We start from the raw sequence: 13,594 nt of genomic DNA on the forward strand, positions 1-13,594 counted from the left end.
TCGACTGCATAAGCAATTCTACTGCGATTTTGCTTCTAACTCGGCTAGTTGCTGATTTTTTTCATTCCAAATGCGATTTAACTCAGCTTGAAAGTTAACTCTAAACTCTGCATCACCAGTGTAATCACCGATTAAATTAGGGCTTACTTCCATCACCTCGACTAGCACTTCGACCTGTTTTACTCGACCACTGGCGAAGTCCACAAAGCTAGGAATACCATCAGGGTAATGAATAGTGACATTAACCACTTTTGAAATTTGCTCACCCATTGCTTGCATAACAAACGCAACCCCACCTGCTTTTGGCTTTAATAAGTGTTCAAAAGGGCTGTTTTGGCGTGAGTGTTTTTGCTCTGTAAAACGCGTACCTTCAACAAAGTTAACGATGCTCACTGGCATTTCTTTAAACTTTTCACAGGCTTTACGCGTGGTTTCTAAGTCTTTACCACGCAATTTAGGGTTTTTCTTTAACTGGGCTTTACTCGTGCGAGTCATAAATGGGAAATCCAACGCCCACCAAGCAAGGCCTAAAAAAGGAACGTAGATTAGCTCTTTCTTCAAGAAAAAGTTTAAAAACGGAATACGACGATTAAATACGCGTTGCATTACAACAATATCTACCCAGCTTTGATGATTTGCGATCACCAAGTACCAGTCTTTCGCTTTTAGTTGCTCAAGACCTGTTACGTTCAGCTTATATGAAGCAAATATGTTTTGGTTGATGTTATTGCAACTCACCCACATAGTGGCGCATTGCTTAGCAATCCAACTCATTAATTTTTGCAGAGGCTTAATTGGGATCAGTTTAATCACGCCACAAATAAAGATGGGCACAAACCAAAAAAGTGTATTGAGGGTGTAAAATATAAAACTGAACACACAACGGATCATGGACATTACTACTTATTCCTTTAATGCTTAATCTTCAAAATACGTGTAGCCAGCAAGGCCTGCATTTAGTTCTGACAAATATTGTGCCTTAGATTGCTCATCAATTGCCAGTGAGTTAACCCGTTTTGCAAAGTTTTCAGCAAGAATGTCGCTATCATAATCAACAAACTTTAATACGTCCTTAACGCTGTCACCTTTAATGGCATTGGTCAGCTGGTAACCTGCGTCAGTGAGTTCAACATGTACTGAATCTGTGTCACCGAACAGGTTATGTAAATCACCTAAAATTTCTTGATACGCACCCACTAAGAACATCGCAATGTGATATTGCTGACCTTGTTTGTATTCAGGAATAGGTAAACTGCTCTCAATACCTGTACCTTCAACATAGTTACGAATTTGTCCATCAGAGTCACAAGTAATGTCTTGAATAATGGCACGCTGCGTTAATGGCTGATGAAGGTTTTCTACTGGCATTACTGGGAATAACTGCTGAATACCCCAGACATCAGGCAGTGATTGGAATAAAGAGAAATTAACAAACAGCTTGTCGGCCAGTTTTTCATTCAAATCGTCTAGCACTTCACGGTGGGCACGGGCATTTTCGCTAAGAGATGCACGAACACGGTGTAAAATGGTGAAATACAGCTGCTCGAGCTTCGCCCATTCAAGCATAGTGAGTAGACCATGCACATATTGGTCATGGGCTTCACTGAATAAATGCATTGCATCATGATAAATTTCCAGCGCCATACGCGGTGTTAAACGCTGTAAACACTGCCACATTTCATCTAGCACCAATACGCTGTCAGCCTCAGGCGCCGTTGGATTTGCATGATTAGGCGCACGCTCAACATCAATCACATCTGTAATTAATACTGCGTGGTGCGCTGTTAACGCACGACCTGACTCAGTAATAATCGCAGGGTGTTTAAGGTCATGTTGCTGACACACTTCAGCAAACGCATTCACTACATTACGGGCATACTCTTCAACACTGTAGTTCATTGAACACGAACTGCGCGAACCAGACCCTTCGTAATCAACACCTAAACCGCCACCTACATCCACTGTATTAAGTGGTACACCTAACTGCGTTAGCTCAGCAAAGTGACGAGCACATTCACGCAGTGCACGGTGAATATCACGGATATTGGCTATTTGAGAGCCAATATGGAAATGCACTAATTGCATTAAATGGAGCTTATTACGTGACTTAAGTAGCTCAACAGCAGAAAGTACTTGGCCTGCAGTTAAACCAAATTTGCCTTTTTCACCACCGGTGTTTTGCCATTTACCTTTACCTACCGAGTTTAAGCGAATGCGAATACCGATTGATGGCTCAATACCTAAGTCATCAATTTCAGCCAATAAGGTAGTTAGTTCAGACAGTTTTTCTACAACAATATGAACCTTATGGCCCATGCCTTGACCGATACAGGCTAAACGTAAAAACTCACTGTCTTTGTAGCCATTACAAACAATGGTAATTGGCTCTTGTGCTACACCTAAAATCGCCATAAGCTCAGGTTTTGAGCCGGCTTCAAGGCCCACTAAACCACTTGGGTGAGCAAGTAATTTACTTACTACAGAACGTTGCTGGTTAACTTTGATTGGGTATACACAGGTATAACTACCTTGATATTCACGGGCATTGCGCGCCTTAGTAAATGCACTAGTCAGCGTCTCGACACGATTTTGTAAGATATCAGTAAAACGCACCAAAACAGGTAAGGTAAGACCTTGCTTTTTAAATTGCTCAGTAAGTTCAGATAAAGACACCGCAGCTTTAGTTTGATCGCCATCTGGATAAGCTACCAACTCACCTTGTGCGTTAATGTCAAAATAACCGTCGCTCCAATGAGCAACATTGTATGTTTCGCGTGCTTTGTCTAAACCCCAAGTCATGGCAATGTCTTCTGTAATTTCGTTAAATATAAACGCACATTTTAATACGCTAGGGCTGACCACGCTAACAAAAATTGCGCTATATGCCAAAGTGATAAAAAATATTCGCTATACTGATTAAAATTTGATTGAGCAATTGGCCAAGCACTGGCAGAATTGCACCCCTTTTTTACCATTAACCAAAAGTGTATAAGCAAGATGGCTAATTTAGATCAAAACAACTGGTTCACTGAAATTAGTGACCGTGATGGTAGCGCCTTTTCACTACGCATTACTAAAAAGCTTGATGAACAGCAATCGCCATTTCAAAAAGTAGAAATGTACGAGACAACTGACTTCGGTAATCTAATGATTATTGACGGTTGTACTATGGTAAGTAGCCGTGAAAACTTTTTTTATCACGAGATGATCAGCCACCCTGCAATGCTTGCACACCCAAATCCGAAAAACGTTGTGATTATTGGTGGTGGTGACTGTGGTACTTTACGCGAAGTATTAAAACATCCAGGTGTTGAAAGCGTAACGCAAATCGATATCGACGAAGTTGTGACGCAAATGTCACTTAAATACTTCCCTGAGCTATGTGAATCAAACCAAGATCCTCGCGCTACAGTAATGTTTGACGACGGTATTAAATACATGCGTGAAGCGGCTCCTGAATCAATCGATGTAGTCATTGTCGATGGTACAGATCCAGTTGGTCCGGGCGAAGGTTTATTCAACCACGCTTTCTATACTAGCTGTTTAACTGCACTTCGCCCTGGTGGCATCTTAATTCAGCAAAGTGAATCTCCACTTATGCATATGCCACTATTAGTAGAAATGCGTGATGCAATGACAGAAGTGGGTTTTGTTGACCTACAAACGTTGCCTTTCCCGCAACCAATTTACCCAAGTGGCTTATGGTCAGTCACGCTTGCTCGTAAATCTGAAGCGTTTGCTGGTTTTCGTGAAGATGATGCAAATACACTCGCGCAAAGCACAGAATACTACAATGCAGGTATTCACCACGGTGCATTAGCAACACCAAATTATATGAAACGTGCTTTTGAGAAAAAGTAAGCGTTTTAGCTAGATACAAAAAAGGGCTCATTGAGCCCTTTTTTATTAGCTTTAATTACACTTTAAATCGATTCACTAAATGATTTAGCTCATTCGTGAGTTGGTTCATGCGATTAGCCACTTCTTGTGTTGAACTTGCTAAACCGCCCCCTTGTTGGGTTTGATCGTTTAAGTCTGATAAGTTTTGGCTAATTTCATCTGCTACAGCAGTTTGCTCTTCAGTCGCTTGCGCTGTCTGCATCGCCATATCATTTACTTTAATTGATGACTCTTGCATTGAATTAAGCACATCATTGGTTTGTGTGAATGACTCAACCGCTTCATCGGCGTAACGCTTACCACTATTAATAGCTTGCAGTGACTGCTCAACACTGCTTGCAAACTGCTCAACCATAGTTTGAATATCATTGGTGCTCTCTTGCGTACGAGTTGCAAGTGTTCGTACTTCGTCCGCAACGACCGCAAAACCACGCCCTTGTTCTCCGGCACGAGCCGCTTCAATTGCCGCATTGAGTGCAAGTAAGTTAGTTTGCTCGGCAATAGCACGAATAACTTCAAGCACTTTGGCAATATTGTCTGAGCTTTGTTGTAACTCAGTTGAACGCTGACTGGCATGCTCCATGTTGTCTGACAAAGCAATAATTTTACGGCTTGAGTTATCAACCGCAGCTAAACCTTGTTTAGCAAGCTGCTGTGAATTATCAGCTTCGTGAGATGAGTTTTGCGCAACATTGGCCACTTCGCGACTTGCTACACTCATTTCGTGTACAGCGCTAACTATCGACTCAGACGCTTGGCTGAGCTTTTGGTTTACTTGGTGGTTTTGATTTGCAAAGTTATCTAAATCATTACCTAGATTATGCAGCTCTTTCGCTTGCTCTAAAATGTCTTTGATTAACTGCTGCAGATTATCTAAAAAGCGATTAAATGCAGTAGCCAACTCGGCAAATTCATCTTGCGTTTTAACATTGATACGACCTGTTAAATCGCCATCTCCAGAGGCTATTTCGTTAATTCGCTCTGTGACAAAGTTAATTTGTTTTGTAAGCTGACGCGGCACAAAATAACTAAACCAACCAGCCACTGCCAGAACCACAGCAATCATCACCATTAGCATCACTTTAAAGCCCATCACTTTATCCATTAGCTTTTCAGTTTCTGCTTGAGAGGTCTTTTCGGCGACTTCACCGGCTTTGTCTAAAATATCACGAAGCGCCGAAAAGCTTTGCTCAGACGCTTGTTGTTGCGCAGCATTTGCGGGGTTATTGATGTAAGCTGTTGACGCTGTATACCAAGTATCAAACGCGCCATCAAAGTTACGAAACTGACCCGCAATCTCAGAGTATGGCGACATATAAGATAAGTATTGCTTAAAACGGTCTTTCACTTGATCGGCATTGTCTTGGTGATCAGTAAGCTGGCCTTTATCGCCTTTCATTTGGGTAACCAATTGTAGCTCTGCGACTTTAGCTTGGTATAGGTCTCGGTCAGCATTAACAACCACAGAGACCGCATTTAAGAAACGCTCTGATTGTGCATCAATCGCTTCTTTTTGAAGGTTAATTAGATAGGTATAGCCTGCAATTAAAATGACGATAGCAATGCCGAGCAGCACAATAGGCAAAGAACTTTTGACGCGAATGCTTTGTAACTTCATACATTATCCTAATTCAAATTCTAATCAGCACGTTCATTAGAATGTTAGTAGAAAAACTAAAAAAGTGTATGAAATTAAAAGTGCCAACTCGCTGAAAATTGCAATTGCTGCTGCGAGTTATGCTCATTGAATCCCATACCGGGTCTATTTTGAGCGTCACTGCTCAGCACTGAATATTCAGCACCTACTTGCCACTTGGTTGACAGTTGATAACGCCAACTTGCGGTTAAAGCTTCTCCACGACTTTGGTTAGGATCAAATTGCCAATCATCATGATCGCTAACCTTAAAATAATCATACCTAATTGTGAGACGATGCTGGTCTAACTTGTGGCTTAATAGAACAAAGTGACTATAAAAATCATTGTCTACACCACGATTTTTGCCCATTGCAGTTTTGCCATCGAGTATCTGCACTATGACACGCGTTTGGCTGTTAAATTTATACAACCACGCCGCACTTAAAAAACGTGTATCCCATGCATATTGACCAGTACGAGTATTCAACGCACCTGGATCGCCATTGTTATCATAATAATAAACACGTAACTGCGATTTCTTTTGATAATCCCAGTGTGCACCAAAATAATAGCCAAAGCGCCCATCTACTTCTTCGAAAGGCTCAACATGCTCAGCTTGCTTATCTAACTGCGTCCATTCAAAAGAATGTGGAACAGCAAAATCGATTTGTTCGTTAAAGGTGGTTTGCCGGTCATGCATAGCAAATCCTCGCCATGACAGGAGTGTTCCGGCAGGGTCGTTACCTTTAAAAACCGAAGCAAAGCCCTCAAAGGTATGATCACTTCTAAATTGTCGACCAGGGCGCTTAATGCTTGCCTCTAAACCAAAAGCGCGCACCTCTTCGCCAATCCAGGTATTAATTGCAGAATTAGTGTAGTTATAAGGTGACATCCAGCCATTTTGCGGGTTTTCAAGTGACATTTTCGGATAAAAGCCACCGGCTTTCACTGCCCATTTGTAACGACTTGCCGTGAGCGGTTGATATTGTAAATAGGCCTGACTAAAGCCAACGGTTAGTTCAGGATCAGGATGAGCATTAAGCACAGTGTGTGCAGACCAATCACTCGTTAACTCAAAACGACTACTCAGCATAGCTTGGGATATCACAACACCATCATGCTCTTGGTCATAACGGTATAAGCCAATTCCTTTGCGCTGATAGCTCGTTAGTTGGTCACCACGCACAGCCGAAACCGTTACCAGCCCATCATGCTCAGCAAATGCCACTGCAGGCAACCCAAAAACACTCGCCAATGCTAAGGCTTGCCATTTATTCATAATCATCAAACTCGTCGCTGCTTAGTTCTAGTTTTGGTAATAAGGCTTGTTTTAACTGATAACTCAACGGCTTCGCATTGCTCGTCATCTCGATGGTTTCCGGTGTGCTGATATCGTTAAAGCGATCATGCCAAACGGCCAAAGTAAACGTCCCATCGGGTAAGTTTAGATCAACCATGCCTTGCTCATCCGTTTGCCCATAAATCCCACCATCGACGACCACAATGTAACCCAGCATCCAGTCATGAATATTACAACCAAGCTCAACAACTCCCGTTTGTGCAAAGTTAATCGGTTGCTCTGGTTTATCGTGGTAAAGCTTTAACTCAAATTGTTTTGTTTTAGAAAATGAATAAACGTGGTGCATGATTGAATCAAGGTTAGGAAACTCAACATTAGCCCCTTGCGGTACTGCCAATACATGAGGCACAAAGGCACGCTTTTTTTGGCTCATTGTGTAATGGCTATCAGGAGCAGCTAGTTGTTTTGAACCTTTAATCCAAACCACGGCATTTTTGACAGGCTGATTCTGCTTATCCACTATTTGTATTTGCTGTGCCAATAAACTTTGGCTAAACAATAGTAGTAGCAACAGGGTTATTCTTATCATTTTGCTAAACCTTTTTCAGTGCTGGGCTTGATATCGCGACGTTCACTTTGTTGAATACGTATGCAGATCCCTCGTATTAACCGGCAAGTCACTTTATGCTTTAAGGATATATGTGAATACGTGACAACAATCCATAACCATAAGCCGCCAAGGAACAACAATGCGATTAACTGCCTTAATGTTAGCAGCCTTTTCAGGTACTTGCCTAGCACAAACCACAACCGTCAGCTCACCTGATGGGCAGATCAAAGTAACCATTTCTGATGAACAACACACACCTAGCTACGAAATCAGCTTTGCAGGTAAACAGGTCATCGCTAACTCAGCGTTAGGCCTTGTTTTTAAACAACAACCAGCAATGAGCGAAGGTTACAAAATTAGCGGCCAAACCACTGATTCTGTAAAAAGTAGCTGGGAGCAACCTTGGGGTGAACGCCAAACTGTGGTTGATAACCATAACGAAGTTGCTGTTACTTTTAAAAAGCCACAACCACAAGGTGGCACGTTCACAGTACGCTTTCGCGCTTTTAATGATGGTGTAGGCTTTCGATACGAATTACCAAAGCAAGCAGGCTATGATGATGTAGAAATCACCAAAGAGCTGACTGAATTCGCTATTACAGACTCATCAGATGCAACGGCATGGTGGATACCTGCGCGTGGTTGGAACCGTTATGAGTATGTTTATAACACCACGCCACTACATAAAGCTGCACTTGTGCACACACCATTTACTTTAAAAAATAAAGAGGGTGTGCATATCAGTATTCACGAAGCTGCCCTTGTTGATTATGCAGGCATGGTATTAAATCAACGCCGTGATGGTACTTTCCAAGCTGATTTAACACCTTGGTCAGATGGTGTCGCGGTTAAAAAGCACGGCGCATTTAATACTCCTTGGCGTACAATTCAAATTGGCGATGAAGCTGTTGATTTAATCAACTCAGATATCATCTTAAATCTAAACGAACCAAATAAACTGGGCGATGTATCTTGGGTTAAACCGGGTAAATACGTAGGTATTTGGTGGGGTATGCACATCAATGAAAATACTTGGGGTAGCGGTAAAATTCATGGTGCAACCACTGCAAACACAAAATATTACATGGACTTCGCAGCTAAATATGGCTTCGATGGTGTGCTAGTCGAAGGCTGGAATATTGGCTGGGATGGTGACTGGTTCTATAACGGTGATGTTTTTAGCTTTACGCAACCTTATGACGACTTTGATATCGAAGAGCTGACACGTTACGGTAAAGAAAAAGGCGTGCAACTTATTGGTCACCACGAAACGTCGGGCAACGTAACAAACTACCGCAACCAAATGGAAGGCGCATTTGAGTTATATGAAAAATCAAATGTAAGCCAAGTTAAAACAGGTTATGTCGCCGACGGTGGCAATATCAAGCGCATCGATGAAAATGGCATTGTACGCAAAGAGTGGCACGATGGTCAGTTCATGGTAAACGAGTACCTATACAACGTGAAACTTGCTGCTAAACATAAGATTAGTATCAATACGCATGAGCCAGTAAAAGACACCGGTCTACGTCGTACATACCCGAACTGGATTGCCCGTGAAGGTGCTCGTGGCCAAGAGTTTAACGCATGGGGTACACCGCCGAACCCACCTGAGCACATTCCAATGCTTGCTTTCACGCGTATGCTTGCAGGCCCTATGGACTTCACGCCAGGTATTTTTGATATGAGCTTTAACGGTTTAGGTGCCGATACCAACCGTCCGCAAACAACCCTAGCGAAGCAATTAGCGCTATATGTTGTAATGTACAGCCCAATTCAAATGGCCGCAGATTTACCTCGTAACTACTTAGCGAAGCCTGATGCATTCCAGTTTATTCAGGATGTACCGACTGATTGGCAACAAAGTATTGCATTACAAGGCGAAGTTGGCGATTACGTTGTGTTTGCACGTAAAGAACGCAAGCGTGATCAATACTCAGGTAACGACTGGTATTTAGGCGCAGTTACAGACGAAAAAGCCCGCACTTTAGAAGTGAAGTTAGACTTCTTAGATAAAGGTAAAAAGTTTGAAGCGCAAATCTACCGCGACGGTGACAAAGCTGAATGGGTAAATAACCCTTACGACTTAAAAGTAGAAAAACGCATAGTGACTGCTGATGATAAGCTAACGTTAAAGCTTGCCACCAGCGGCGGCACAGCGATTCGTTTTAAAGCAATCTAAGCTAAAAGCTGTAAGTTTTAAGCTTTACGTAAAAAAGAGCGCGGCATTTGATGTCGCGCTTTTTTATGGCAATAAAAAAGCAGCCTACTCGGGCTGCTTGAAACTTATAGCTTAAGGCTTAAAGCTAAATACTTTTAAAACGGTAAATAAATCTGGGCACTGAGGCCACCTTCTGGGCGATTAAGTAGCTGCACTCGGCCGCCGTGCATATCGACAATACGTTTAATTATCGCAAGACCTAAGCCACTGCCTTCACTACCACGTGCCGCATCACCTTGTTTGAACGGTTCAAATACGGTTTCAAGTTCGCTTTCAGGGATCCCCGGGCCGTGATCATTAACCACCACCATGGCAAACTTTTTATTACTGCTCACGCGAGTTTCGACCTCGATATCACCATCTGAATAGCGAATTGCGTTTTCAATCATATTAGTAACAACACGCTTTATTGCTACCATACTCACCGGCACTTCACCTAAGCTTGGGTTTTCTTTGAAGGTAATGGTGCGATTATGCTTTTGCTCAGCCTCAACGACCTCTGAAACAATCGCGTTTAAATCTTCTAACTCAAGTTCTTCACGTTTGTGATGACGTAAGTATTCAATGAATTGGTCGATAATCGCGTTCATGTCTTCAATGTCATGAATGATCCCTTCTCGCAGGTAATCTTCATCGTCCGACATCATTTCAGTGGCTAAGCGAATACGTGTAAGCGGCGTGCGCAAGTCATGAGAAACACCTGCCATTAATAATCGACGGTCGTTCTCAAGGGCAGCAATCCCCCGTGACATTTGGTTAAACGCACGGGTTACTTCAATCACTTCAGTAGAGCCTTGCTCTTCTAGCTTGGTAGAAAAGTCACCCACACCGACTTTAACAGCCGCTTGTTGCAGTGCTTTCAAAGGTCTATTTAGATGACGCGCGAATAACCACCCACCGAGTACACTTAAAAAACCAATACTCGATAAATAGAAGGTTAGAAACTTTAGGTTGTTTTCTTGCAGGCCAGTGAGCGGCACGCGCACCCAATAACCCGGAGCTTGAGGGGCTTCAACCCAATAAACAAGTGGATCGGTCTGACTAATGCGTACCCGAGCAGAACCATTTAGCTCTTTCGACATACTGCGCGACAGCATAGAATACTCGCGAGTTTCAGCAAGCCCCTCACTCATGGCTTGGCGCTGCGTCATCACTTCTATGCCGGTGATCTCAAAAAACTTGTCAGAGGCTTCTTTGCTAACCTCAACCCCCTCTTCCCATTCAATAAACACGGTTTTCACCTGTTTCGATAGGATCAAGTTAACTTGCTCTATGGTGGGTTTAACAACATAAAAACTGACAGTGATATAAGAGACAATTTGATTGATTAACAGCAGGGCCGCAACCAAAAATACCGTTTGTCCAAACGCACTACGTGGAAACATGCCCATTACTGTTATTTTTCACCATCTGGCACAAATACGTAGCCTAAGCCCCATACTGTTTGGATATAACGAGGATTTGCCGCATCCACTTCAATCATACGACGTAAGCGCGATACCTGAACATCAATACTACGCTCTAGCGCACTGTAGTCACGACCACGTGCTAAATTCATTAGCTTGTCGCGACTAAGCGGTTCACGAGGATGTGTTACCAACGCTTTTAATACTGCAAACTCACCACTGGTTAACGACATTGTTTTGTCACCATGACTCATTTCGCGGGTCGCAAGGTTAAGAGTAAACTCACCAAAGCTAATTTCGTTTTCTTCGGCAGCTGGGGCACCCGGCACTTCTTTAGCACGACGACGTAAAATTGCTTTGATACGCGCGAGTAATTCACGTGGATTGAATGGTTTAGGAATGTAATCATCTGCACCGAGCTCTAAACCAATGATGCGGTCTACTTCATCGCCTTTCGCTGTGAGCATAACAATAGGAATGTCATTTTCTTTTTGACGTAAACGACGGCAAATTGAAAGACCATCTTCACCTGGTAACATTAAATCTAATACAATCAAGTGGAAGTTTTCGCGCTCTAATAAGCGATCCATTTGCTCTGAATTTGCTGCTGTACGAACAATAAAACCTTGTTCTACAAGGTAACGCTCTAGCAAACTGCGTAAGCGCATATCATCATCAACAACCAATACTTTTGTTGTTTCGTGTCCCATAACTTTCATTCTTTTTGTAATATGTTACTTCTTAATATAAATGAAAAAGTTAAGAATAAAAAACGAATTACGCGCTTAGATTGTTACTGAACATTTCAAAATCCCACTCGACAAAGGGTATACTTTGCAGCTGGTTTTCTTTTTTGGCTAAGTAAAATGGCAAAGACAAATTTAATAACCCGTGAAGGGTATCAACAATTACAACAAGAACATGATTACTTATGGCATGAAAAGCGCCCAGAAATTACCAAAATTGTTACTTGGGCGGCAAGCCTGGGCGATCGTTCTGAAAACGCCGATTATCAGTTTAATAAACGTGTTTTACGACAAATCGACCGCCGTGTACGCTATCTTCGTAAACGTATGCCAGATCTTAAAATCATTGATTACAATCCACAGCAAGCGGGTAAAGTTTTCTTTGGCGCTTGGGTCGAAATTGAGAATGAACAAGGTGAAACTAAGCGTTTTCGTATTGTCGGGCCTGACGAAATTTACGAACGTAAAGACTACATTTCTATTGATGCACCGATGGCTCGAGCGCTACTTGGTAAACAGGTGGATGATGACTTTTCGGTGATGACGCCTGAAGGTGCAAAGGAGTGGTTCATCAATGAAATAACGTATCCAGATGCAAAATAATTTTTCCCAGAAAATTCAGAAAGCGTTAATTAGTGATTGTTTAGTCTAAAAATGTGATCTATAACTAAAGGTACTCAAGATAAATCATTACTTGAGGTTTAGAAGGTAGTAACTATGTCAAACGCAATACAACGCATAATAAGTAATGCCATTGTATTCGCACTTTTAATGAGTGTGAGTTTGATATCTTATGCCAGCGACATAGAAAGCCATTCAGACAGTGTTACGCCAACCGCTCATTTTATTGCGTGTGATAGTGCAGAGCCTGCCAACGTAGACACCGACCTCGACAAACATACTGCTGCGTTCATCGCTGATGTAGCCCAACCACTGCCAGATGCACGTGTTGTTTTGTATGTTAATGCTTGTTCTAAGGCGTCTGTTTATAGCGCGCACCAGCGAGGGCCACCTGTTTTTTAATTAACTCAAATTTTTCTATTTCAGTTTTATTAAAATGTATGGTGACCAAAATGAATAATTTCAAAGAATTACGTCTTCAAGATATCTCTAATGGCGCATTATCTAATGCAGTGAATGAAGTTGAGCCAACACTCGATCTCACTTCTCCAGCTTTAAAAGTACTTAACAGCTTTACGCAAAAAGACCCACTACGCGCTCATTACGGCACTACCATTGTTGATGCGTTAAAACAAACGAATAGCTGTTGCTCAGATTTTATTTTAGTTGTTGATAACGAAGATAAACTACTCGGTATTACCTCTAGTGCAGACTTACAAAGCTCAAAAATTATGATTCTTGCGCAGCGTTTAAACTTACATCGTGACGAAATCACCTTGCATGATGTGATGACTCCTCTAGGCAATTTAGCGGGTGTGAGCCTGCAAAGTATCAGCTACGCGTGTATTGGTGATGCGCTACAAACAATGGAGCACCAAGGTATGATGTTCCTACTGGTAACCAGTGCTAAACAAGAAATTTGTGGTTTGATTTCAGCCCGTGAAATCGCTAAAAAATTACATATCCCTGTTAATATCAACCCAATCGCTAATGGCTTTAGCGAAGTATTACAACAGGTAGATCACCCACACTAAGCGTTAAAAACTGCATTGTGTAAGACTATTTTTGCAGGCCTTAAAAGCAGTGCTTTTAAGGCCTTCTTATTGTGATATTATTCAGGCAATTAATCTTCAGTTTTACTGATTTTCTATTT

The 13,594-nt window shown here is 42.1% G+C and carries 12 protein-coding genes; 5 read left to right on the forward strand and 7 right to left on the reverse strand.

The annotated features are described in order from the left end of the window. Positions 1-18 precede the first annotated feature (18 nt). Together C2M33_RS09650 and speA are read right to left on the reverse strand one after the other, a co-directional pair. Positions 19-897: an acyltransferase gene (locus C2M33_RS09650; protein ID WP_105174366.1), complete on the reverse strand. Its 879-nt coding sequence runs from the start codon at positions 895-897 to the stop codon at positions 19-21. Positions 898-918: 21 nt separating this feature from the next. Continuing rightward, the gene (gene speA / locus C2M33_RS09655; protein WP_105174367.1) at positions 919-2,799 is read right to left on the reverse strand and encodes a biosynthetic arginine decarboxylase; all 1,881 of its coding nucleotides are present in this window, start codon (positions 2,797-2,799) and stop codon (positions 919-921) included. Between the two features lie 198 nt (positions 2,800-2,997). Between speA and speE the strand changes: the two genes are divergently transcribed. Next, positions 2,998-3,861, forward strand: coding sequence for a polyamine aminopropyltransferase (gene speE, locus C2M33_RS09660; protein WP_105174368.1), 864 nt, complete (start codon positions 2,998-3,000; stop codon positions 3,859-3,861). A gap of 55 nt (positions 3,862-3,916) precedes the next feature. On the opposite strand, the gene C2M33_RS09665 is transcribed toward speE, so the two are convergent. The 3 genes from C2M33_RS09665 to C2M33_RS09675 form a co-directional block, all read right to left on the reverse strand. Continuing rightward, positions 3,917-5,518: a methyl-accepting chemotaxis protein gene (locus tag C2M33_RS09665; RefSeq protein ID WP_105174369.1), complete on the reverse strand. Its 1,602-nt coding sequence runs from the start codon at positions 5,516-5,518 to the stop codon at positions 3,917-3,919. Between the two features lie 74 nt (positions 5,519-5,592). Continuing rightward, positions 5,593-6,822: a hypothetical protein gene (locus C2M33_RS09670; RefSeq protein ID WP_063702400.1), complete on the reverse strand. Its 1,230-nt coding sequence runs from the start codon at positions 6,820-6,822 to the stop codon at positions 5,593-5,595. After that, positions 6,809-7,426: a methylamine utilization protein gene (locus C2M33_RS09675; protein WP_063702401.1), complete on the reverse strand. Its 618-nt coding sequence runs from the start codon at positions 7,424-7,426 to the stop codon at positions 6,809-6,811. The genes C2M33_RS09670 and C2M33_RS09675 overlap by 14 nt, the downstream gene beginning before the upstream one ends. A 160-nt stretch (positions 7,427-7,586) precedes the next feature. On the opposite strand from C2M33_RS09675, the gene C2M33_RS09680 reads away from it, so the two are divergent. Continuing rightward, positions 7,587-9,629 (forward strand): glycoside hydrolase family 97 protein, encoded by a 2,043-nt coding sequence (locus tag C2M33_RS09680; RefSeq protein ID WP_063702403.1) that lies wholly within the window; start codon positions 7,587-7,589, stop codon positions 9,627-9,629. Between the two features lie 134 nt (positions 9,630-9,763). Here the strand turns inward: C2M33_RS09680 and envZ are convergent, their stop codons facing one another. Together envZ and ompR are read right to left on the reverse strand one after the other, a co-directional pair. After that, on the reverse strand, positions 9,764-11,059 hold the full coding sequence (envZ, locus tag C2M33_RS09685) for a two-component system sensor histidine kinase EnvZ (RefSeq protein WP_063702405.1): 1,296 nt from the start codon (positions 11,057-11,059) through the stop codon (positions 9,764-9,766). Between the two features lie 5 nt (positions 11,060-11,064). After that, entirely contained in the window at positions 11,065-11,784 is a 720-nt protein-coding gene (gene ompR / locus C2M33_RS09690; protein ID WP_063702407.1) for an osmolarity response regulator transcription factor OmpR, read from the reverse strand. 156 nt (positions 11,785-11,940) lie between these two features. Between ompR and greB the strand changes: the two genes are divergently transcribed. From greB to C2M33_RS09705, 3 genes are all read left to right on the forward strand, one after another. Then, entirely contained in the window at positions 11,941-12,423 is a 483-nt protein-coding gene (gene greB / locus C2M33_RS09695) for a transcription elongation factor GreB (RefSeq protein ID WP_063702409.1), read from the forward strand. Between the two features lie 114 nt (positions 12,424-12,537). Further along, positions 12,538-12,843 carry a hypothetical protein gene (locus C2M33_RS09700; RefSeq protein ID WP_063702411.1) on the forward strand — a complete coding sequence of 102 codons (306 nt, stop codon included), beginning with the start codon at positions 12,538-12,540 and terminating at the stop codon, positions 12,841-12,843. Between the two features lie 50 nt (positions 12,844-12,893). Beyond that, positions 12,894-13,475: a CBS domain-containing protein gene (locus C2M33_RS09705; RefSeq protein ID WP_063702413.1), complete on the forward strand. Its 582-nt coding sequence runs from the start codon at positions 12,894-12,896 to the stop codon at positions 13,473-13,475. Positions 13,476-13,594: the final 119 nt, after the last annotated feature.

Source organism: Pseudoalteromonas sp. T1lg122 (assembly GCF_002964825.1).
Taxonomy (GTDB): domain Bacteria; phylum Pseudomonadota; class Gammaproteobacteria; order Enterobacterales; family Alteromonadaceae; genus Pseudoalteromonas; species Pseudoalteromonas gelatinilytica.

Excerpts from the sequence above, each read along its gene's own strand:
- C2M33_RS09650 (WP_105174366.1), bottom strand. The coding sequence starts at position 897 with ATGTCCATGATCCGTTGTGTGTTCAGTTTTATATTTTACACCCTCAAT.
- speA (WP_105174367.1), bottom strand. The coding sequence starts at position 2,799 with ATGACTTGGGGTTTAGACAAAGCACGCGAAACATACAATGTTGCTCAT.
- speE (WP_105174368.1), top strand. The coding sequence starts at position 2,998 with ATGGCTAATTTAGATCAAAACAACTGGTTCACTGAAATTAGTGACCGT.
- C2M33_RS09665 (WP_105174369.1), bottom strand. The coding sequence starts at position 5,518 with ATGAAGTTACAAAGCATTCGCGTCAAAAGTTCTTTGCCTATTGTGCTG.
- C2M33_RS09670 (WP_063702400.1), bottom strand. The coding sequence starts at position 6,822 with ATGATTATGAATAAATGGCAAGCCTTAGCATTGGCGAGTGTTTTTGGG.
- C2M33_RS09675 (WP_063702401.1), bottom strand. The coding sequence starts at position 7,426 with ATGATAAGAATAACCCTGTTGCTACTACTATTGTTTAGCCAAAGTTTA.
- C2M33_RS09680 (WP_063702403.1), top strand. The coding sequence starts at position 7,587 with ATGCGATTAACTGCCTTAATGTTAGCAGCCTTTTCAGGTACTTGCCTA.
- envZ (WP_063702405.1), bottom strand. The coding sequence starts at position 11,059 with ATGGGCATGTTTCCACGTAGTGCGTTTGGACAAACGGTATTTTTGGTT.
- ompR (WP_063702407.1), bottom strand. The coding sequence starts at position 11,784 with ATGGGACACGAAACAACAAAAGTATTGGTTGTTGATGATGATATGCGC.
- greB (WP_063702409.1), top strand. The coding sequence starts at position 11,941 with ATGGCAAAGACAAATTTAATAACCCGTGAAGGGTATCAACAATTACAA.
- C2M33_RS09700 (WP_063702411.1), top strand. The coding sequence starts at position 12,538 with ATGTCAAACGCAATACAACGCATAATAAGTAATGCCATTGTATTCGCA.
- C2M33_RS09705 (WP_063702413.1), top strand. The coding sequence starts at position 12,894 with ATGAATAATTTCAAAGAATTACGTCTTCAAGATATCTCTAATGGCGCA.